This window comes from Olegusella sp. (assembly GCF_057238325.1).
This window is the reverse complement of record NZ_DBHHGF010000001.1, coordinates 327,464-349,747: the sequence shown is the minus strand read 5'-3', so window position 1 is coordinate 349,747 and position 22,284 is coordinate 327,464. Positions and strand designations below refer to the sequence as shown.

The 22,284-nt window shown below is 52.3% G+C and carries 18 protein-coding genes and 1 tRNA gene; 2 read left to right on the top strand and 17 right to left on the bottom strand.

All coding sequences use genetic code 11. The features are described 5' to 3' along the window. Position 1: 1 nt before the first annotated feature. From ACO5JD_RS01615 to ACO5JD_RS01540, 16 genes are all read right to left on the bottom strand, one after another. Positions 2-2,629 (bottom strand): FtsK/SpoIIIE family DNA translocase, encoded by a 2,628-nt coding sequence (locus ACO5JD_RS01615; RefSeq protein WP_021626185.1) that lies wholly within the window; start codon positions 2,627-2,629, stop codon positions 2-4. After that, on the bottom strand, positions 2,629-4,293 hold the full coding sequence (locus ACO5JD_RS01610) for a ribonuclease J (RefSeq protein WP_021626184.1): 1,665 nt from the start codon (positions 4,291-4,293) through the stop codon (positions 2,629-2,631). Before ACO5JD_RS01610 ends, ACO5JD_RS01615 begins: the two co-directional genes overlap by 1 nt. 715 nt (positions 4,294-5,008) lie before the next feature. Next, the gene (locus ACO5JD_RS01605; protein ID WP_021626183.1) at positions 5,009-5,491 is read right to left on the bottom strand and encodes a hypothetical protein; all 483 of its coding nucleotides are present in this window, start codon (positions 5,489-5,491) and stop codon (positions 5,009-5,011) included. A gap of 266 nt (positions 5,492-5,757) precedes the next feature. Next, a complete protein-coding gene (locus ACO5JD_RS01600) occupies positions 5,758-8,025 on the bottom strand; it encodes a polyribonucleotide nucleotidyltransferase (protein WP_484987204.1) in 2,268 nt (755 codons plus the stop codon). Positions 8,026-8,172: 147 nt separating this feature from the next. Next, positions 8,173-8,451: a 30S ribosomal protein S15 gene (rpsO, locus tag ACO5JD_RS01595; RefSeq protein WP_021626180.1), complete on the bottom strand. Its 279-nt coding sequence runs from the start codon at positions 8,449-8,451 to the stop codon at positions 8,173-8,175. A 166-nt stretch (positions 8,452-8,617) separates the two neighbouring features. After that, positions 8,618-9,367, bottom strand: coding sequence for a DNA repair protein RecO (gene recO / locus ACO5JD_RS01590; RefSeq protein WP_484987202.1), 750 nt, complete (start codon positions 9,365-9,367; stop codon positions 8,618-8,620). Positions 9,368-9,369: 2 nt separating this feature from the next. After that, positions 9,370-10,281: a GTPase Era gene (gene era / locus ACO5JD_RS01585; protein ID WP_484987200.1), complete on the bottom strand. Its 912-nt coding sequence runs from the start codon at positions 10,279-10,281 to the stop codon at positions 9,370-9,372. A gap of 11 nt (positions 10,282-10,292) precedes the next feature. Beyond that, complete coding sequence (locus ACO5JD_RS01580; protein ID WP_484987198.1) at positions 10,293-10,667, bottom strand: diacylglycerol kinase family protein; 375 nt, start codon at positions 10,665-10,667, stop codon at positions 10,293-10,295. Between the two features lie 2 nt (positions 10,668-10,669). After that, positions 10,670-11,170 (bottom strand): rRNA maturation RNase YbeY, encoded by a 501-nt coding sequence (gene ybeY / locus ACO5JD_RS01575; protein WP_484987196.1) that lies wholly within the window; start codon positions 11,168-11,170, stop codon positions 10,670-10,672. 26 nt (positions 11,171-11,196) lie between these two features. Further along, on the bottom strand, positions 11,197-12,138 hold the full coding sequence (locus ACO5JD_RS01570; RefSeq protein ID WP_484987194.1) for a PhoH family protein: 942 nt from the start codon (positions 12,136-12,138) through the stop codon (positions 11,197-11,199). A 124-nt stretch (positions 12,139-12,262) separates the two neighbouring features. Next, the gene (gene mtaB, locus ACO5JD_RS01565) at positions 12,263-13,528 is read right to left on the bottom strand and encodes a tRNA (N(6)-L-threonylcarbamoyladenosine(37)-C(2))-methylthiotransferase MtaB (protein ID WP_484987192.1); all 1,266 of its coding nucleotides are present in this window, start codon (positions 13,526-13,528) and stop codon (positions 12,263-12,265) included. 12 nt (positions 13,529-13,540) lie between these two features. After that, positions 13,541-14,650: a molecular chaperone DnaJ gene (gene dnaJ, locus ACO5JD_RS01560; RefSeq protein ID WP_484987190.1), complete on the bottom strand. Its 1,110-nt coding sequence runs from the start codon at positions 14,648-14,650 to the stop codon at positions 13,541-13,543. A gap of 79 nt (positions 14,651-14,729) precedes the next feature. Beyond that, positions 14,730-15,842, bottom strand: a complete 1,113-nt coding sequence (locus ACO5JD_RS01555; protein WP_484987188.1) for a DnaJ domain-containing protein — start codon at positions 15,840-15,842, stop codon at positions 14,730-14,732. Positions 15,843-15,898: 56 nt separating this feature from the next. Further along, positions 15,899-15,973 (bottom strand) — tRNA-Val (locus tag ACO5JD_RS01550). Between the two features lie 73 nt (positions 15,974-16,046). After that, entirely contained in the window at positions 16,047-16,427 is a 381-nt protein-coding gene (locus ACO5JD_RS01545) for a hypothetical protein (RefSeq protein ID WP_035438530.1), read from the bottom strand. Positions 16,428-16,443: 16 nt separating this feature from the next. Beyond that, positions 16,444-16,824 (bottom strand): GtrA family protein, encoded by a 381-nt coding sequence (locus tag ACO5JD_RS01540; protein WP_035438614.1) that lies wholly within the window; start codon positions 16,822-16,824, stop codon positions 16,444-16,446. 687 nt (positions 16,825-17,511) lie between these two features. Between ACO5JD_RS01540 and ACO5JD_RS01535 the strand changes: the two genes are divergently transcribed. Both ACO5JD_RS01535 and ACO5JD_RS01530 read left to right on the top strand, forming a co-directional pair. Further along, entirely contained in the window at positions 17,512-18,747 is a 1,236-nt protein-coding gene (locus ACO5JD_RS01535) for a tyrosine-type recombinase/integrase (RefSeq protein ID WP_484987185.1), read from the top strand. 54 nt (positions 18,748-18,801) lie between these two features. Beyond that, positions 18,802-19,752 carry an Abi family protein gene (locus ACO5JD_RS01530; RefSeq protein ID WP_484987183.1) on the top strand — a complete coding sequence of 317 codons (951 nt, stop codon included), beginning with the start codon at positions 18,802-18,804 and terminating at the stop codon, positions 19,750-19,752. Positions 19,753-20,606: 854 nt separating this feature from the next. Here the strand turns inward: ACO5JD_RS01530 and ACO5JD_RS01525 are convergent. Continuing rightward, positions 20,607-22,004 carry an IS3 family transposase gene (locus ACO5JD_RS01525; RefSeq protein WP_484987181.1) on the bottom strand — a complete coding sequence of 466 codons (1,398 nt, stop codon included), beginning with the start codon at positions 22,002-22,004 and terminating at the stop codon, positions 20,607-20,609. Between the last annotated feature and the right edge of the window lie 280 nt (positions 22,005-22,284).

Sequence of the window (22,284 nt, the reverse complement as noted above, 5' to 3'; positions counted from 1 at the left end):
CTTACACCTCCCGGAATTTTTGCTCGGCTTCCTTCAATTGCTCTAGCCCGTCTTCATCAAGAAGAACTTCACGAGGCTTGGAGCCATCAGGAGGACCTACTATACCTTTGGCAGCAAGCATATCCATAATGCGTCCTGCTCTAGCGTATCCCACCTTGAGTCGACGCTGAAGTCCACTGGTCGAACCTAGCTGAGATTCCACGACAATTTGCGCTGCTTGCCATACCAAAGGATCATCTTCATCGTCACCTGTTGAAGCGCCATTGCTAGGTTGACCAGGAGTCACCTGAGTAAGAATTTCCTCATGGTAATCAGGCTCGCCTTGATCACACCAATGTGCGACAACAGATTCAATCTCAGCATCAGCAACATAGCAACCAAGAATGCGCCGCGTACGATGGCCACGGAACTTAAAGAGCATGTCACCGTTACCTAACAGACGATCGGCGCCTGTTTGATCAAGAATGACACGTGAGTCCATGCTCGAGGCAACTGAAAGCGCAATACGGGTTTCAATGTTGGACTTAATAAGACCCGTAACAACATCAGCTGAAGGACGTTGGGTCGCAAGCACAAGGTGAATGCCCGCCGCACGAGCAAGTTGAGCAATACGAACAATAGAGGCTTCGACATCCTTACCAGCTACCATCATGAGGTCGGAAAGCTCATCAATAATGATAACCATAAAGGGCATGGGCTCAGGGGGATTATCCATCTCGGAGAGCTTGCCTGTGGTACACATCTCATTATAAATAGTGATATTACGAGCACCTGCGCGTTCAAATACCTTGAGCCTGCGCTCCATCTCGGATACCGCCCATTGAAGTGCGCTCGCAGCTTGGCGCGGCTCGGTCACCACAGGCACATAAAGATGTGGAAGACCGTTATAACCTGAGAACTCAACACGCTTAGGGTCGACCAAAATAAGACGAACCTGCTTGGGTGTATCACGCATCAAGATAGACATAATAAGACTGTTAATCATTACGGATTTACCCGAACCAGTAGAACCTGCTACCAGTAAGTGTGGCATCTTGGCCAAGTCTGCAATAACTGCTTTTCCGCCCGCATCACGACCAACCGCAAACTCCAACGGACCACCCTTGGCATAAGGCAACACATCACCGATGCAGACACTCTCACGTTTCTTGTTGGGAATTTCAATACCAACACGTGAGGTGCCAGGAATGGGCGCAAAAATACGTACAGACTCGGCCGCTAAGGTGAGTGCAATATCGTCCTCAAGGTTAACAATCTTATTTACTCGCTCACCCTCCCCCATCTCCACTTGGAATGTGGTAACAAGAGGACCAGAAACATAGTCAACAACCTTGCTGCTAAGACCAAATTCGGACAAAGTCGACTGAAGTCTACGCATAGTTGAGGTTAACTCAGCATCGGTTGATGCACTCTGGGCGCTATGAGGATTAGATGAGAGCATCTCAAAGGGTGGAAGTGTAAACTCCTGAGTGGAATCCCCGGGACGTTCATGAATAGACTTTGCCTGAGTGCGCACGTTTCCCGCAGAAGTTGCAGACGCTTTGGACTGCCTGCGCTGAGTTTTGGGAGCCTGAATTACCCCCGTAGTTGCAGCAGATTTGTCTTCATCGAAGGGCAGTTCGTCCTGCTCGACAAACTGTTCGCGTAAAAATTCAGGAATAGAAGGTGTCTTGCTCTTTTTGGACTTGGGATCAGACTTTTTAGAATGCGTCAAACGACGAGTGAGTTGAGTTTGTTCTGTCGCCTCTGCTGCAGTATTCTCAGCAAAATTTGCTGGTTCGGGATTTGCAACAGGTTTTTTATTACGACGCAAAACAGTAGTTTTGCGCGCGCCGATAAAACTTGTTGCGGGAACTGTAGGATCGGGCTCGGGGGCATCTGTCCACTCATCTTGACTGGCCCAATCTTGCTCGATTACAGGAGAGGCGGCAGCACGCATATTTCGACGTTCAATACGCATTTGTGCACGTTCTGCTTTGCGCTGCCTAAGCTCTTCAAAATGACGCTCACGAGCCTCTTGCAAACTACTACCAGCATCCGAAGCTTTTGCTTTGACATGCGCAATAGCGCCTGAGATAGAAAAGCCACAGACTACAAGGCCAACAACAATAATGCCACTTAGCAATACCACGCCTACGCCAAAGCCCACACTCTTCAGCAATCCCCAAGCAATTGCACCTCCCACATAGCCACCCCGGTTAAGCAAAACTTCTTTTGACAAGACAAGCTCAGGATTTGCTTCGCCTCCAGGAAAGCTAAGTGACATGAGACTCAAAATCGCTAGCAGCATCAACGAAAGGCCTAGAGCGACATGGCCCGAGAGAGGTCCTTCTCCATCAGCAAAAAATGTTAGAGCAAACAAGGCAATACTGAGGGGGCACAAAAGCGCTCCCTTACCAAAGAGCAAACTGAGGAACTCACCCACCTTTTGGGTTACCGGAGCAGGTGTTGTCATCAGCAAAGCCACAGCCATAGCTGCCGCAAGTGCAATCAGCAGTACCCCAATAATGTCGTTTGCCTCAGCGCTACGGGGCGCAGGGACCTGCTTTGCCGCACGCCTTGCACCCTGTCGTTGACGTCCCTGTCTGCCCCGCAACTCTGCTGCGTTTGATCTGCGTCTTGAGGGCATTAGACCTCCATTACCACCGGAATCACCATAGGCCTCGTATGGGTACGCGACCAAATGAAGTTAGAAAGACTACCACGAACTGTACGGCGAATCTGGTCAACACTTGCACCTTTGGATTGCGCCTGGCGCTCAACCGTCTGACGGACGTTGGCTGTGGCGTCGCTCATGAGGGCCTCGTCTGCCGCATATGCAACGCCACGAGCAGAGAACTCAATATCGTTTGCCTTGTGACTCCTCTTCCCTACAGTCACAACAACAGTAATGATACCGTCCTCGCCGAGCTTTTGCCTGTCGCGGAAGACAATAGGATCAGCATTTGAAATGCTCAGACCATCAACATAAATCAAGCCAGACTCGACGCCTTGACCCCAACGTACCTTGCCATCAACAACTTCAAGTGCATCGCCATTATTAGCAATAAAGATATGATCTTTAGGCATACCCATTGCCATCGCAAGTTTTGCATGCGCTGCAAGATGTACTGCTTCACCATGGACAGGAGCAAAGTAGCGTGGCTTGCAAAGCGCAAGCATAAGCTTGAGTTCTTCTTGGCGTGCATGACCCGAGACATGTACCGTTGCGTTAGTCTTGTCGTAGATGGTGCAACCAATTTTGGTAAGGGCATTGATAATGCCTTGTACGCTTTTCTCATTACCAGGAACAGGAGTGGCAGAAATAATCACGGTATCATTCGCCGTAATTTGTAGTGACTTATGATCACCTGTTGCCATACGACCAAGGGCACTCATAGGCTCACCCTGACTACCCGTGCACATCACAACAACTTTATCGTCAGGAATCTCTCCAATTTCAAAAGCATCAATGAGATTCTTTTCGTCCACATGTAAATAGCCAAGTTCTCGGGCAACCTTGGTATTGGTCACCATGGAGCGACCTGTCACCACAACTTTGCGACCAACAGCGGTGGCAGCATCGCAAACCTGCTGGATTCGATGGATGTGACTGGAGAAGCTAGCTACAAATACCCTGCCAGGAGCATTCTTAATGATATGGCGCAGGGTTGGACCAACTGTTGCTTCACTTGGTGTAAAGCCTGGTTGATTGGCATTGGTAGAGTCTGATAACAACAAATCGATGCCCATAGTGGCAAAGCGAGAGATTGCTTGGAAATTGGTTCTCACGCCATCAATGGGTGTCTGATCAAGTTTGAAGTCACAGGTATGCAATACCGAGCCTGCTGGCGTACGAACATATACACCAAGCGCACCTGGAATAGAGTGTGTTACCGAGAAAAAATCAATAGAAAAGTTGCCTAGGTTGATATGGGTACCGTTTTGAACCTCACGAAAACGAGGAGAATTAATTTTATGCTCAGAAAGCTTACCTTCAACGATGCCCAAGGTCATCTTGCTGGAATAAATAGGCACTTTGTGGTTGAGATCTGCCAAAAGGTATGGCAAAGCACCAGTATGATCCTCGTGACCATGGGTAATGAGTATGCCGCGAAGCTTGTACTCGTTTTCGAGTACATAGCTATAGTCTGGCAAAATCAAATCAATTCCAGGTTGATTATCTTCGGGAAACATCAAACCGGCATCGAGCAAAATCATGTCATCGCCATACTCAAAGGCAGTCATGTTCTTGCCAATACCGTCCAAGCCTCCCAAAGGAATAATCCTCAAGGGAGTTTGTTTTTTAGCCATATGTGTTCGTATTCCTTTCACATGTACCCAATAAAAATATATGCAGCTGCTTGAGCAGCTAAACCTTCTTGTTTGTTAGTCATTGTAAGGCTAGCAAGACTTTAGTGCTTGCGCCGCTTGCACTCTCATACCAACCACTCGCCGAGACTACACAAAAGTCGTAGTTTTATGGGTCTTTTTTGGGTATGAAAGAAGTAACAAAGTAGTCGAGAGTGTTATTTAGAACGGAGGTGGTTCCGATGTACAGAGCAATGGAAGGGGCTTCTGAGCAGGATGAGATGGCAGCTTCCCACCTCGTTTCCCAGAATCACTCCTCCGATGTAACCTCCGCCTTTTAGTACGCGCTGGACAGCGTACAGTTTGAGAGTAGTTACTCTTTAGCAGAGAAGCCAGCATTGGAAGAGTTGGTTCTTATCCTCCAGAAGTTTCTAGTTGGGCAGATGACCGAGGTAGTGCTTCTCATCTCGTCTGGCGTAGAAGCTTGTTAGCTGGCAATTTTGTCACTAGCCCAGATCGCGGGATCCTTAAGAGACCCGGGCAGAAAGGTATCTGACAAATGTCGCCTTCCGCGTCAATTGCTTGAAAGCTATACGATTCCGATGGGCAAATAAAAGCACGGGCGCCCCGCATCCTCGGCGGGGCGCTTTTTCCTAGCTTTTTTCTAAATGGTTCGTTTTCCGCAACAGATGGTTCGAAGCTTGAACCATCTATATTTTTACAGCTTGACGTTATAAACCCTTTGTGCCATCGCAATAAAATCAGCCGCTTCTTCTTTTTGAAAAACCTTGATCATGAGTTGACCACCAGGTAATGGGCGATCAGTAATAGACATCATGGCAGAGCCACCTTTAAATTTATCGCTCTTCCATACATATTGACCATTGGTAATCTTTCTTTTAATGGAGATAATATCACTCGGTTGTAAGAAAACCGACTCATCATACTCTTCTAATTCATCGTCTACCGCAATGACAACCATTGAGCCATCATCCTTGTAGCCAACAATATAATTGGCATAGGTGTTAATTCTGACAACAACGGCATTTGTAGTAGATAAGCCATACATATAAACGAGTTTATAAGCATCTCCATCTGGCACTAACGAATTAAATATCGAACGCATTTTTTGCTTATTAGCATTACTTTCTTCCGATGATGCTCCAGCCAATGTATCTTTTAGAGAATCAAATAAGCCCATGTATTATCCTTTCAGTTTTTACATAAGTTAAAGACCCTAAAGAGTAACTTTACATATAGGATACATCCTTCAAGCCTCCCCTATCAAGGAGAATAATATGTAGTGATTCTGCTAGAAGAATTACAACAATACATTTTAAACTTACCGCAAAATGCAGTCCTGTAGCCTCAAATCTCATGTGATATAGAAAGCAAAAAATCAATTTCCATACTAAAAGCCCAGCTCCATTATAGGAACTGGGCACTGAATACTACTAAAACAAATGGTTAGCTCTCGTGGTGACGGCGAGGCTTGCGAGTTTCACCCGACTGGTCTCCGCCATTATTGCCAGGACGCCTATGAGAATTCATATTGGCGCTACGACCGCGACGCTCACGGTTACCGCCAAGACGACGCTCATGTCCAGCTTCATTGTTGTTCTTGTGAGTAGAGTTGGCAGGAGCTTCGGGCTTATCAAGACGATCAAGAGAAATCTTACCCTTTTCATCCACGTCAAGAACCATAACCTTGACCTCGTCACCCACAGCCAAAACGTCCTCAACCTTGTCAACATGACCTTTGGCAACACGGGAGACATGAAGCAGACCATCTTTACCAGGAAGCAATTCAACAAAAGCACCAAAAGGCTGAATGCCCACGACGCGACCGTTGTACTCCTCGCCCACTTCAGGCACTTTGACAATAGCCTTGATACGCTCGGCAGCTTCTTCACCAGCACCTGAAGTGCCTGCGATAAAGATGGAACCATCCTCTTGGATGTCAATGGTAGCGCCCGTATCTTCTTGAATACCGCGGATGACCTTGCCGCCAGAACCTATGACATCACGAATCTTGTCGGTAGGAATCTGCATGCTAATAATCTTGGGCGCAGACTCTTTGGTTTCCTCACGAACAGCGGGAACAGCGTCGAGCATAGCATCAAGAATATGCATACGCCCCTCATGAGACTGCTTAAAGGCCTGACGGAAAATCTCAGGAGTGAGGCCGGTTGCCTTGTTGTCCATCTGCATAGCAGTGATGCCCTTGGTGGTACCGCAGACCTTAAAGTCCATATCACCTAGGAAGTCTTCAACGCCTTGGATGTCAGTCAGGACAACGGTCTTGCCCTCTTCTTGAATAAGTCCCATTGCAACACCAGAAACGGGACGCTTGATAGGTACGCCAGCATCCATCAAAGCCAAAGTGGAGCCACAGGTAGAAGCCATGGAAGAAGAGCCATTGGACTCCATAACCTCAGAAACCACACGGATAGCATAAGGGAAGTCATCCTCAGAAGGAATAACGGGACGCAAAGCACGCTCCGCCAGAGCACCGTGACCAATCTCACGACGTTTGGGCGAACCCATACGACCAGTCTCACCCGTGCAGAAGGGTGGGAAGTTGTAGTGGTGCATATAGCGCTTGCCATCAATGGGATCAATAGTGTCAAGGCGTTGCCACTCATTGAGCATGCCTAAGGTGCAGATAGAAAGCACCTGGGTCTGACCACGCTGGAAAAGACCTGAGCCATGAACCAAAGGCAGATAGTTGCCTTTTACAAAGAGAGGACGAACCTCGTCGCAAACACGACCATCAACACGCTCACCAGTCTCAACAACCATCTGACGCATGGCATGTTTTTCGAGCTGCTTGAGCTCACTGGTGATGGCTCGACTCCACTCGCTTTGCTCCTCAGGACTAAACTCTTCCCTGATTTGCTCCTTGAGCTCATTGACCTGAGTCTCGCGAATTTCCTTATCTGAACTCTTAATGGCGATCTTCATTTCGTCCATATGCGCGCCGATGCGCTCTTGAACCTCAGGAATAGGCTCATCAAGCACATACTCACGAACAGAGAAATCACCATTAACCTCAACACATTTAGCAAAGAACTTGCTCTGCTCTTCACAGAAGGCAGCAATAGCCTGCTGACCAAAGGTCATTGCAGCAAGCATGTCCTCCTCAGAAATCTCGTCGGCACCAGCCTCCAACATAGAGATATAGGTAGCAGAACCCGCAAGTTCAAGATCGAGGTCAGAGTTGTCTTGCTCCTCAAATGTTGGGTTGACGATAAACTCACCCGTATCGCGATCGCGACCAATACGAACGCCCGCCAGAGGACCTTCAAAAGGCACGCCACCTACAGTCAAGGCAGCGCTAGCGCCCATAATAGAGATGGTATCAACGCTATGGATTTGATCCGCCACCAAAGGCATTGCAACAACCTGAACCTCATTGCGGAAACCATCAGGGAAAGACGGACGCAAAGGGCGGTCAATCATACGTGCAGTCAGGGTAGCTTTCTCACTAGGACGAGCCTCACGCTTGAGGTAGCCACCAGGAATACGACCTACTGCATACATCTTTTCAATAAAATCAACAGTCAGAGGGAAGAAGTCGTAGTCCTTACGCTCCTTCGAAACGACCACCGTAACGTTAACGATGGAGTTTCCGCAGCGCACGAGGCACTGCCCTGTTGCCTGCTTGGCGAGCTCGCCCGTCTCGAGACTATAGTGCTTGCCGTAGAGGTCAAACTCGTGTGTAACCTTTGTCATTCTTTTCCCTTGTCTCCGCCTACCCCTTGTAGACGGGCCGCTTTGTAGGGCGAAACCTTTTCTCGCAACCTACAGGACCGCACATTGCGACCCTTCATAACAGCAGAAGAGCGCCCGCAGGCGCTCTCCCGATTGCCGAACTATGAGCTACTGAATGTTGTCGCGGATACCAAGGCTCTTAATGAGCTCACGATACTTCTCAATATCACCAGCCTTGATATAGCTCAGTAGACGACGACGCTTACCAACGAGCATCAAAAGGCCACGACGAGTGTGATAGTCCTTCTTGTGAGACTTCATGTGCTCGGTCAGGCTCTTAATACGCTCAGTAAGCAGAGCAACCTGAACCTCAGCAGAACCAGAGTCCTTCTCGTCCTTGCCATACTGAGCAATAATCTCAGCTTTGCGCTCCTTGCTTGTAGCCATACTACGTTCCCTTCTTCTAAAAAATTCGCCCCAAACTGAGATAGTCGTCCGGGAAAGACAAGCTTCTAAGTTAGAGGTACGGACCGACTAAGAATAGCACTAAATTTATTTAGCGCAGTTTAAGATAGGATTTTATTATCGTACCCTCAGCTTTTCCATGAATGGTCTATAGACCTAGAAAAAACTCTCCTGCTCGCAAGCGGCATTCAAGCTGAGAACTTGCCCACCTATATGCAAGCAGGGCAAGACGCAATGCCAAAGCATCGGTCATGGATGCCATTAACAATTGATCAAAAGTCAAGCTGATAAGAGAGCGCAGCCATGAAATTTCTTCCTTGCTGAGCTCTTCTGCGCCCGCAATACTTTGCGCGCAGCTAGAACACAGCATTCCACCCGCCGCAGCAGAAAATCGGCTCACTGCAGGGTCTCCGCAGGCCACACAACTATCAAGCTCGGGACGCCAACCGCAGTGTGAGAGTAACTTAATGCTAAAAGCTGCAACCACCAATAACAAATGTGCTCTATCTTTTGCCTCTTCACAGGCCCGCAATGCGCGCGAACATATGGGATATAAATAAGGATCAGGTGCATCTTCATAGCAGTTGCGCAAGCTCAGCTCACTTACTGCAGAAGCAGCGCTCACTCGAGCTAAATCACCACGTAGACCCGCATGCGCATCAACAGTGGTTGCTTCAGACACAATGCCCAGATTACGTCCTCCTGCAATCAAAAAATCAGACTCACAAAATAATTCAGAACGTGCAGCTAGACGTCCTCCTGGCTTGCGTGCTCCCTTTGCTACTGCACGCAACTGCACGCCAGTTTCTCCAAGTAGGGTAAGAATGAGATCCTGCTCCCCTAGCTTGGTGGTGTCTAGTACCAAGGCTCGAGTACGTTTTGTACGTCTACCTGCCATAACTACTCATCAACTACCAGACCAAGTCGAGAAATTTCATTACGGTCACGCCGCCATGCAGGCTGTACACGAACAGACAAATCGAGATAAATAGGCACACCAAAAAGTCTCTCAAGATCACGGCGAGCCTCTGTACCAATTTTTTTGATCATAGAGCCACTTTTGCCAATAACGATGCCTTTTTGTCCATCGCGCTCAACTAAGATTGTGGCAACCATAGAGCCATGTCCATCTTTGGCCCACTCAATATCCTCACAGCTCACAGCAAGCGAATGTGGAATCTCCTGGCGCAAATTCCGAAAAGCTTTTTCACGCACAAACTCCGCTACCAGCTCCTCATCCTCAAGGTCGCAGTCCATACCCTCGGGAAACCAACGTGGGCCCTCAGGCAGATAAGAAGATGCAAGATCAATAAAACCCTTAACGTTAAAACCGTGCTTTGCTGAAACCACCAGCACATCATCAAAATCAGCAAGCTGAGCTGCGGCTTGGGCTTGTGCATCTGCAGTCTGTTGGTCTACTAAATCTGCTTTGGTAATCAAGAGAATCTTGTGTGGAGCATTGGCCATGCGCACATGACTCGCAACCCACTCATCACCACGCCCCACTTCTTGGGTGGCATCAATAAGTAAGGCTATAACATCCACATCTTCAAGCGCACTTAAAGTTGCGCGATTGAGTTCCTTACCGAGTGCATCTTTGGGTTTGTGCAAGCCCGGCGTATCCACAATGATAAGCTGTGAATTATCGGTATTTACCACTGCGCGCATCTGACGGCGCGTTGTCTGGGCAACATTGCTGGTAATTGCAAGCTTATGACCTACAGCGGCGTTAAGCAGAGTTGACTTGCCAGCATTAGGACGCCCAACCAAGGTCAAAAAACCACTATGAAACTCAGTATTAGTCTCGCTCACAAGACCACCTCCTAGCTCAAAAGTGCACGAATAAAAATGATTAATCCGACGATGGCAACAGCTGTGCAAAGTAAAAGTTCAGCAGCTGCTGCAATATCTTTTGCACGACCCGCCATCTCATTAAATTCAGGAGATACTAAATCCACGATAGTCTCAATAGCAGTATTAAATAATTCACTTGCCAATACTGCACCACAACAAAGCAAAACGATAGCCCAGCTTATTGCATCAAGATGCACCAAAAGACCAGCAATGATGGTAATTGTGCCACCCACCAACATTACTTTAATATTGCGCTCTTGAATGACAGCGGTTTTTACACCCTTGAGGGCGTAAGCAAAACTCTCAATAAAGCCAGGGTGCCGTGGGGTCTCTCCAGGGATCATCGTTAATCATCCTTATGACGAGTGAAATTAACACGAGCCAGATCACCATCGGTATGGATAAGCTGCAAAAGCTCATCCTCGCGAGCTTCCATTTCCTCTGCTTCAGCATCCTCAAGATGGTCATAGCCCAGCAGATGAAGAAGACCATGTATCAGCAACATACGGCACTCGTCTGCAGCTGTTGTACCAAAACCTGCGGCTTGTTGCACAACATACTCAGAAGCAATTACGATATCGCCCAGCTCACAGGGCACACCCTCACCTAAACCGGGCTCATCAGGACGTTCACATTCAAGAGAGATAACATCTGTGGGTTTATCCTGGCCACGCCAATCAGCGTTGAGCTTTTGGATGCGCTCATTACTTACAAAAGAGATAGAGACCATACAGGGATGTGTAATCCCCTCTTCCTTAAGAACACGATCAAAGATGTCTTCTATTTCTTGCTCATTCACAAGAAGTTCAACACCATCATCGCAACTAATGTCATATTCGTGGGCCATCTCATCTCCTATCGATTACGACCGTTTTACTCAGCCGTAGCATATGCTTCAACAATTTTTGCTACGAGAGAATGACGAACGATATCATCTCGATCAAGATCCACAAAGGCAACCTCATTGACAGATTTGAGCACTTCGCGGGCTGAATGAATACCACTTTCGCCCAGCAGATCACGTTGACTGGCATCGCCTGTGATGACAAACGTCGAAGAGACACCCAAACGAGTTAAAAACATCTTCATCTGTTCGGGCGTGGTATTCTGCGCCTCATCGAGAATGACGAAAGAATCATTAAAGGTACGGCCGCGCATAAAGGCTAAAGGCGAAATTTCAATGGTACCCTGCTCAATCATTGTGGTTGCACACTCGGCGTCAGTCATATCAAAAAGTGCATCATAGAGAGGACGTACATAGGGATCGAGTTTTTCCTGCAAAGTACCTGGTAGATATCCAAGGGACTCCCCTGCCTCAACTACAGGACGAGCGAGCACAATACGTGCCACCTCATGGCGCTTGAGCGCAGCTACTGCCATTGCCATCGCCAGATAGGTCTTGCCCGTACCCGCCGGACCAAGACCAAAGGTGATGCGATGTGTACGTATAGCATCAACATACTGACGTTGACCTTCGGTCTTGGGTCGCACAGTACGACCGCGATGCGTAAGCAGTATGTCGCCCGATAAAGACTGCATCTCAGGTGCGCCATGCAGAACCTGCTCAATAATGAGATCGACATCTTGCTCGTCAAGAGGATCTCCATCTTCGGCACGAGAAATCATGCGATAAAAGACAGAGGTCACCTGCCCTACAACCTCAGCTGGACCTGTGATGGCAATCTGATCTCCGCGAACCGTAACCATCGCATCAAAGGCTGCATCAACGCGACGCAACAAACTGTCTGCAGGACCTGTTAGGCTTAGCGGTTCTATTGAATCAGGTATGGTCAAACGCGCTCGTGTTGGCTGCAAGAACCCTCCTTGGTATAGCTATAACTGCCTCATAACTGCCTCTGAATTCAATTAAAATCCAAAGACAAGTTGTTTTATGGAATTGAATGTACCACGCCTAGCACATTTGCATATCAGCAAGTTGTTAAATCGTCCGTGCATCCAAGCTAAGATCTTCGCAGATACTATGAGGCACCACGCGCACCAGAGAGCCTACAGAAACACAAGGATCTATGAGCACATCAAAAAGACCACCAGATGTACCTCGCCCCTCCGACTGCACCACCACAAGCTCCTCGCGACCAAGACAAAGCTCTGCTTGCTGGCGACGCATTCTATGAGCAAGTTTGCGCATCCTGCGAGCACGCTCTGACATAAGCTGTGCAGGCACTTGATTGGGCATCGTTGCCGCAGGGGTACCTGGACGTTTGGAATAACGAAAAACATGCATTTTTGCAAACTGCATTTCTTCGCAAAATGCCAGACTCGCCTCAAAGTCCTCATCAGTCTCGCCAGGAAAGCCCACAATAAGATCGCAACCCAGCGCAAGCTCTGGCATAGCAGCACGAGCACACTGCACTACCTTGCGATACAACTGCGTATCATACACACGCACCATGCGTCGTAAAGTCCTATCAGAGCCAGCTTGAAGACATATGTGCAAGAAAGGCGCAATGCGACCATTAGATTTCGCCATCACATCGACAAGTTCCTCTGTGACATCAGGGGGTTCTATCGAAGATAAGCGGATGCGTTCTACCTTGGTTTCTTGCAAAATGCGTTGCAGTAAAGCAGGCAAATCGCTGGCATTTTGAGAGTTAGGCATACGATAACTGCCAAGATTTACACCAGAAAGCACAACTTCAGCTGCACCTCCTGACACAGCTTTACAGATAGAATCTAGTACTTGTTCAGGAGCCAAAGAGTGTGCTTTACCGCGCGCTTTCCAAATGATGCAGTAGGTGCAACGGTTATCGCAGCCATCCTGGATTTTGATACCTGGACGAGTACGACCCGTAGGAGTTACGCTCGCAGGGTGATGAGTTATATGAGAATTAAAATCATTGTCACTATCTAGCTCGGCTAAAAGCTCCGCAGCAACTATAGATTTTTCGGTCACCACACGCACAGAGGAACTGAGTGCTTGTAGCTCATCACCAAACAAACTTGCATCACAACCAGTCGCAAAGACAAGAGGATGAGATTCAAGCCCGCTCAAACGTCGAACCACTTTACGACATTTTGCCTCTGCTTCGTTAGTAACGGCACAGGTGTTGACCACAATTGCATCTGCTTCATCCTCAGGCACAATCACGCAACCCGCATCTTCTAGCTCATCGGCAATAAGATCAAGCTCCAACCTATTTAGTCGACAGCCCAAATTGTGAAAGGCAACTTTAGGTGCAGTCATAGAACTATTCGCTTACTTTTTTGTCTTCATGCGAGAGGATGACTTTGTCTCGCGCTGCTTAATCAAATCGCGTATGGCATTTTTTTGCTGATGGTTGAGATTATCGGGCACAACAACACGCACAACAGCAATGAGGTCACCACGAGATTTACCAACACGGCGAGGCATGCCCTGACGTTTTACACGAATTTGCTGACCAAACTGACAGGCAGCAGGTACGGTAATGTGTACGGTCTCGCCCTCAAGTATGCCATCGATATCGCGCGAACAGCCAACTATTGCCTCAAGCGCATCAATCTGCAACTCACAGTACAAATCATCGCCTTGGCGTTCAAAGTGCTCGTCTTCTAAAACCTCGATAGCAACTACAAGATCGCCCGACTTATCACCCCGAACGCCAGCCTCACCCTTGGCCTCAACTTTAAGGGTCTGACCTGAGTACACCCCAGCAGGAATATCGATATCCACCGTCTCACGAGAAGGTGTGCGACCTTGGCCGCCACAGGTTTCGCAGGGGTGATCAACAACCTTGCCTGAGCCCTGACAATCAGGACAGGTGGCCTGGGTCTGCATCTGACCAAAAATAGTGCGTTGCACCTCTACTACACGCCCGGTACCATGACAACGCTCACAGGTAGCCTCATGTCCGCCTTCCGCAACGCCACTACCATTGCAATCATCACAAGGCGCAAGACGCTCGTACGAAATAGTTTTTGTACAGCCAGCAGCTGCCTCAGCAAGACTAATACGTAGCGTAATACCCATGTCACGGCCACGTGTACGAGTGGGACGACCTGCTCCAGAAGCACCCCCGCCAAAGAATGAATCAAAGATATCGTTGATGCCAAAGCCGCCGCCAAAGATATCGGACATATCAACATAATCAGAGCCGAAACCACTGGGGCCATCTGCAGTTCCATAGCGGTCGTAGTTTGCGCGCTTGCGCTCATCAGAAAGTACCGCATAGGCCTCGTTGACTTCCTTAAAGCGCTCCTCAGCGTCTAGCTCTTTGTTGACATCAGGGTGCAGAGCACGTGCTTTTTTTAAAAAGGCTCTCTTAATTGTCTTTGCATCAGCATCTCGCTCAACTTCGAGCAACTCGTAATAATCCTTCTGTACCACAGTACTATCCCCCAACAAAAACGTTTACTCGCACAACTTATGCCCCAAAATGGCTGTGCTGATACAAAAGATTCAATTTTTAAAAACGTCCTAGTGTCGAGCAGGCCAAAACAGATGTCGTAAAAATTCGTATGATTAGGAAGAAAAACACGATAGGCAGCACAGATGAAGCGCCTTGCACAAGTGTGCGCCACGCATTGCGCCACCAATACTTTCCATGTTTGAATCCACCACTTGATATCACCACAAAGAGGAACAGACCAAGTGCAATAACAAGCCCAATGAGTAGGGTTTGCTGATTGGAAAGCGCATAGAGCAATAAGAAAGGAATGAAAAGCCCAAGACTCCTAAAGCCCATGGTTGCACGACCATCAAGTTGCTCGGCGGGCACTCCTACACGACAAACAAAATCACCCGCTGCTTCGCCATTGGTACCTGCATTGCCCTTACCAGGCACCCGTACAGTATCGCCATCATGGCTACCTGTAGGAATATCAACCACAACTTCACTTGCAGTCAACACGCGTCCTGCTCCACCACAAGCAGAGCAAGGATCTGCTACAACCTGACCAGTACCTTGACACTCGGGACAGACCATCTCCATCATACCAAAACCAATAAAGTCACTTAGGTTGAGTGATATGCGCCCACTACCATTGCAGGTCGGACAGGTTTCAGGATGCTCAGTATGCACGGAACCCGAACCATGGCAGGCATTACAGGTCGAATAGCGCTGGTAGGTAATGCCACGACGCACACCTTGCGCAGCTTGTTTTTCATCGATATCAATTTGGAAGATGATGTCGGCGCCAGCTTTGGGATTGTATGAACGCGAACGCTGGGCAGTACTGGTCTGTCTGCGGAAAGCGCCATCAAAACCACTAAAGGGAAATCCCCAACTAAAGGGGTCACCATAGGAGTCGGAATAAGATCCAGCTGGGGCGCCAGAGCTCGCTCCCGCAAAGGGAGAACCAGACCTCATTGCATCATAACGGCGGCGCTTATTGTCATCAGAGAGAACCGCATAAGCCTCTGAGACCTCCTTGAAGCGTGCCTCAGCGTCGGGCTCCTTGTTGACGTCGGGATGAAGCTTGCGGGCCTTCTGTTGGAAAGCCTTGCGAATCTCATCTCCTGTAGCCTCTTTTGCCACACCAAGAATCGCGTAATAGTCCTTTTCATTCATTGAAGACATGGACCATCTCCCGTAGCAAAAAGGCCAGGGGCAAAAGTCCCTGGCCCGAACATTTGTGGTGGGCGACGCTGGTTTCGAACCAGCGGCCTCATCCGTGTGAAGGATGCGCTCTACCCCTGAGCTAGTCGCCCGTGCGCAAGACACTATATCAGATGTAGCCCTTAGGCGCTACAAAAAAGCTGAGCACACGAAATCGTAAAAATACTAAGCGCGATCAAGGGCACGTTTGGTCTGGAAAGAAAAAACCAAGATGAGCAAATCTACCACAGCTGCAGGAACAATCACGTATGCCGCCAAGGATAGACCATGTCCCATATAAACTGCCAGGCCAAACGCGCCACAGGTCAAAAGCAAAATAATCAGCGCAAATACACGCAGACCAGCTGCTTTTTGTGGAACATTAGCAGCGCGTGCTCCATGAACTCCCATAATCAGCGAAAGGAGTCCTACTGCCATAGGCACAAAGACTATGGTAATAGAAGCACCGAAGGGCGCAGGAATTAACCAAGAGCCAACAAGCTCAGCGATGCCAAGAAATAAACTGACAAGGCACATGATTTTGACACGCTTGCATTCGGGCGTCATAAGCGCTCCCCTCTTGCTATGAGCGATTGCTCGCATCCAACCAGTGATGACGGCTGATGAAGTTCCAGATAGACACAATAACGGTAGCCAAAAGCTTGCTGAAGGTAACCGCCCCCGGACCAACGCCAAGCCAGAAGGTACCAATCGCAATAATAATCTCATTTAGCATAAGGCCAATGAGTGAGAACACCACAAAAAGTGTAAATTCCTTTTTGCGAGAAATATCATCACGATGCTCAAAGACAAAGCGCATTGAAGCTAGGTAGTTGAAGATGGTAGAAACTATATAGGACACAAAAGCTGCAATAACGGGATCCCATAGAAGCATTTGGCTGAGCAGCATCAACAATGCGTAGTCAATGACAAATGCTACGACACCGACTGCTGCAAAACCCATGAACTGCTTTGCCAGTTCTTTGAAATCCAACGCTATGCCTCTCTCATAAGGAAAATATACCTTGCGCCAAAAGTAATCATAAACCTAAAGCTACATGGTGTTTTATTTTGTCTAATTTGGCAAGTTTTGCTCACGTATCACATGTTATTTCCGCAGCCTCAGCTTGCACGAGTGCGCCGCTTCTTGAACCTTCTTGCCCTGCCAAATATACAAATGGTTCAAGCTTCGAACTGGCCGCTTACAAATGCGCTGGTCAGATTTTTACAAAACTCGAAACTTGAACCATCTATCCTGATTCTGCATAAAGAGGAATGGCGCCTGCATGTTGAAAAGCGGCTTATGTAGTGGGATGGGTTGCTTTGGCACCAAATGAAAAAGGTGGGTCGGGTTTTACCCCTTCCCACCTGCGCTTTCGTGGTCGGGTGGACTGGATTCGAACCAGCGACCCCTTGACCCCCAGGGCGCAATCCTTGATGAATGTCAATAGACAACAAAGGACATCACTTCCACGAATTGTGCTGTTTAACTGGGTATTTGCCGACCTTGGCGAACATGAGGCGACCACAGCCCCCAACATGTAAAGTCGTCCGCAGGACACAAATAGGACACGGTGTCCTATGTGTGTCCTTTGTGTCCTGCGAGGGCCCCTCCCCCGCGGGCGGATGGTTCCAATATTTGGGAGGAACGATGGCGAGGAAGCTCAGCAGAGGCTACGTGTACAAGAACCAGAGGCTCGGGAAGTGGCGCCTCGCGATCAGCTGGCAGGACGACGATGGCAGGCAGCACAAAATGACCCGCTCCACCCAGGTGCCGTGCTACGAGGACAAGGTCGGCAGGAACGGGAAGGTGAGGAGGGACAACCGCGGCAGGGGCGTCGCCGAGCAGCTCCTGCGGGAGTGGCGCGACGAGGAGGTACGGAAGGACGAGGAGCTCTCCGGCACCGTCTCCTGCGAGACGCCCGTCTACCGCTACGTCCTCGACTACATAGACCTGAAGGAGTCCACCGGCAACATCCTCGCCTCCACGGCCGACGGCTACCGCTGGTACGCGAGGCACCTCCTGGGCACCGAGCTCGGCAAGACCCCCGTGGGGCAGGTCACCGCGCGGCAGATCCAGGAGTTCGAGCGCGACATGGTGCAGGACGGCTACGGCGGGAACACGGTCTCGCACACCCACGTGCTCCTCAAGACCGCCTTCATCAGGGCGCGCAAGCTGGGCGACATACCCTCCAACCCCTTCGACCTCGTCGACGCGCCCAAGAGGCCCACGAAGCCGATAAACTCCCTCGACGCCGCAAGCGTCCGTCAGCTCAACCAGATGCTGGGAAGCGTCGCCGACCCGTTCTCGACCGCAGTGCTCCTCGCGCTCATGACGGGGATGAGGCAGGGGGAGATATGCGCCCTCAGGTGGCAGGACGTCGACCGCGTGTCCCGCAAGATCCGCGTCTCGCACGCCCTCACGAGGGCGAACGGCACGTTCGCGCTCTCCACCCCGAAGACGAGGAGCTCGGCCAGGACCATCCCCTACGGCGACGAGCTTGCCCGCGTGCTGGAGGCGAGGACACGCGCGACGCACGGCGAGCGCGAGTCCATGGGCCTCGACTGGGACGAGGGACTCTTCGTCGTGGGGAACGCCGTCACCGGCGCCTGGAAGAGCCCGATGGCGCTCGGGCAGGAGTGGAGGGCGTTCGTGAGGGTGGCGAGGCTCGTGGGCTCCCAGGGGGAGCCGCCGCGGTTCCACGACCTCAGGCACACCTTCGCGACGATGGCGATCAGCTCCGGCGTGGACGTGAAGACCGTGAGCGCCATCCTCGGCCACTCCAACGCCGCGATGACCCTCAACGTCTACGCGGACGCGCTCGCCGACAGCAAGAAGGTGAGCATGGACCTCATGGGCAGAATCATGTCCGCGGGGCTCTCGTAGGCCGTAGAATACGACATCACCAGCCGCAGGACGACCAGATGGGCGGGTTTTGGAATGGAGCAAAAGAACAAGGGCGGGAAGCCGAAGCTCGAGCCCGAGGGGCAGATAGCCTTCCTCAGGGGCAAGGGGGTCGCGTTCGAGCGCATGGGCGAGGCTGACGCCATGCGCTACCTCTCGCGGGAGTCCTACCTCTTCGCCACGTACGCGTACAGGACGCTCTTCCCCAGGCGCGTCGGAGGGGCGCACGACGGCGAGTACGCGAACCTCGACTTCTGCGACCTGGTCGACCTCGAGCGGCTCGACCGGGATCTCAGGGCGGCGCTCCTGCCGCTCGCGCTCGACGCGGAGCACCTCGCGAAGGCGCGGGTGCTCGACGAGGTGGCGAGGCGGCCTTCCGAAGATGGCCACTCCATCGTGCGCGACTACATGGCGGCGCTCTCCCCCTCCGAGCGCTCCCGGAGGGCGGCGGAACTTTCGAGGCTTCGGCGCGACGAGTACTCAGGCGACCTCCAGAGGCACTACTCCGGGGAGATGCCGATATGGGTGCTGCTCGAGCTCTCCTCTTTCGGCACCGTCGCGGACGTCTACCGCTTCTGCGCGAACCGCTGGGGCGACGCGGCGATGCTCGACGAGCACTACATGCTCAAGAAGGCCAGGGACGTCCGCAACGCCTGCGCCCACTCGGCCGCCATCATCAACGGGCTCGGAACCAACGGCCACGTTGCGAGGCCGGCGCCAAGCGAGCTCACGATCGCTCTCCGCGAGGCGGGGTTTTCGAAGCGGTCGCGCTCCTCGCGCATGAGAAACCCGCGACTCCAGCAGATGGCGACACTCCTGCTCCTCCACAGGCGCATGGCCGGGGGGACCGCGCTCGCCGACGAGGCCTCGGCGCGTCTCCGTCCCCTGGCAGACGACGTGAGGGCCGTGCTCTCCGTCACACGCCCCGACGCCTCTGCGGAGGCGTCCATGGAATTCCTCGCCGAGCTGGTTGACCGCTGGTTCTGAATGGGTATAGTGAATACAGATCGCAAAACCCTAGAGGGTTTTATGTGGCGGGGACGCGAGAGCGCCTCCGCCTAATTTTTGCCTTTCGTATCCGGCGCGGCCGACGCCTTCCGGGATCGTAGCGTGCCGGCTTCGGGGCATGCGTGCGACACTCCTGCCAGGTGACCGATTCGACCGCCATCCAAGGCGGGTCCGACGCAAGGCGCCCGGACGCCGGACGTCACGATTCACGGGGCGCCGGTACCGGCGCCGCATTCCCGTCATTTGCCCGGAGAATCCCCGCGACGCATTTCCACCAATCGCTCCTGTCCGTCGTAGCATGGCTGCCGCATCAAGCGGACGCGAGGACCGGGGGAAATGCCATAAGGTGGGCCCACGACGCCTGCGGCAACGCGGGCCTCGGAGAGGTCTCATTCGCGAAGAGGGGCATCTGGGCGATACTGGAGCACGTCGACCTCTCCTCCGCGCCGAGGGACGCTGCGTACGCCGCGATGTGCCTCCTGGGGCGTTTGGTATGGGAGCTCGCCGAGGCGACCGTGTCGCATGCCCATGCGGTGGACGACGATCTTGCGCGGTAAGCCCTGCTCGCCGCTTTTCTTCGAAAGGCTGTCTTGCCCGCCGGTCACGCCGCTCCCGCGGGAGCGGCGTGACCTTGGGCGATGGCGCCCTTCCGACATCCGCTGCGACGGGGATAGCTGCTCCATCCCCTATCCTCGCCCACGTCGAAAGCGCCCTGTCGGCGCAGAAGCACAGTGTGTTTCTGCGCCGACACCTCCACGCCCTCCCACGTCTGCGTTTGATAGCCTCGGAGTTGCGGGTTGGGACTGCGGTGAGAATCTTGGACCAAGACCATCCTACGCTGCCAGGCCCAAGTCCCTGCGGTACTGCATGGGGCTCCTGCAATCCAGGCCGCCCTTTATCCTGACATCCCTGTACCATCTGAGGCAGGCATCGAGCATGCCCATGAACTCCCCGATTGCAGCCCCGGCCCAGCCGCAGCCGCAGAAGAACTCTATCTCCAATCTTCCGAAGAAGCCCTCGCGCCTCGCGTTGTCGGGGCTGCATCCCTTCCCCGGCATCGATCTGGCCAGGCCGTTCTCATCGCATATCCTTATCCATCCCGGACAGCGGCAATGGCAGCCGCGGTCCGGGCGGATCTTGGGATGGTCCCCTTCGCTAAGCCACCCGCACGCGCCGATCAGGGACGAGTTCGCCATCTCGGCGTCGGGCGACGTGGAGATCGGCCAGCTCAGCGGCATGCCGCCGGAGCAGTCCGCGATGGGCGAGAGGCACGCCTTGCCGGCGGGGATGCGGAGCTCGGTCACGTCGGTGATCCACAGCTCGTTGGGCTCGCCAGCATGGAAGTGGTGCCTGCCCCGCTCGTCGCGCAGCAGGTTCTCGGGCGCCTCGGAAATCTCGCCCTCGTACGAGCTGCAGCAGCGCTTCTTCCTGGCGGCGCAGGCGACCAGGCCCTCGTCCCTCATGATGTCGCGAACCGTCCACTCGCCGATCGCCGCGCCGTCCCCCGCATCGGCGTTGACCTGGGCGTACACGCGCCTGTAGCCGTATGTGCCGCCGCTGGCCTCGAACGCCTTGACCAAGGCCTTCCTGGCTGCGGCGTGCTCTTCGTTCTCGCCTTCGACCTGGGCGTTCCTGGCGTACTCGTAGCTGCTCTTGGCCATGCCCACCACGGGCAGGATCTCGCAGAGCCTGTATTCAGCCCTCAGCGCCTCCACCATCGCCGCCTTCTCCTCGTTCGTCAGCAGCTCTGGGTCGGTGCCCTGGTCTTTCTTTGCTGTCTCGAGGGTCGCCTGGCGCACGTCCAGCTCGAGCTGCACCCGCCTGAGCTGTATCTTCGCCTCGCGCAGTATGTCCTGCAGGACCTCGATGTCGTCTGGCAGGTCGTCATATTCCTTGCTCGCGGGCTCTCCCTTCGTTTCGGGTTCCCCGCCATTATCGCCCATTATCTCCCTTCGCCAGGCGTAGGGCGCCGTCCTCGACACGCCGTGCTTCTCGGCGATCTGCGCGGCAGGCCCCGTCCTCGCCTCCAGCTCGGCGATGACCTGCACCTTCTTCTCGATGGGAACAGGGTCCCGCTTCGGGTTCGGGCCCCTGCATCTCCTCTGCCCGGGGACGGGCCCGCCGGTCCGATCGCAGAGGTACTCCCTGCTGGCGGGATAGCCCAACCTGTGCATGGTCCTGGCAAGGCTCTTTCCGTGCGCGAGGCAGCAGTCCACGGCAGCCTGCCCCATCTGCAGGGCGAACCTAGGCTCCCGCTGCCGCTTCTGGGCCTGGCCTCCCCATGCTCCAGATAGTCCTTGCACCAGGCCCCGAGCGAACGCCTCGTCGGACAGCCGGGCTCGGCAACGGTGTTCGCCGCGCTCAGATAGAACTTGATGCAGGTCTCGATTGCCAGCTTGCGCTGCTCTGCGCTGTACATGCGGTCCTCCGTGCAGCCTTTTCTTGGTCCAGGATCACCACCGCAGTCCCAACCCGCAACACCGAGGCTATCAAACACATCCCTTCTGGTCA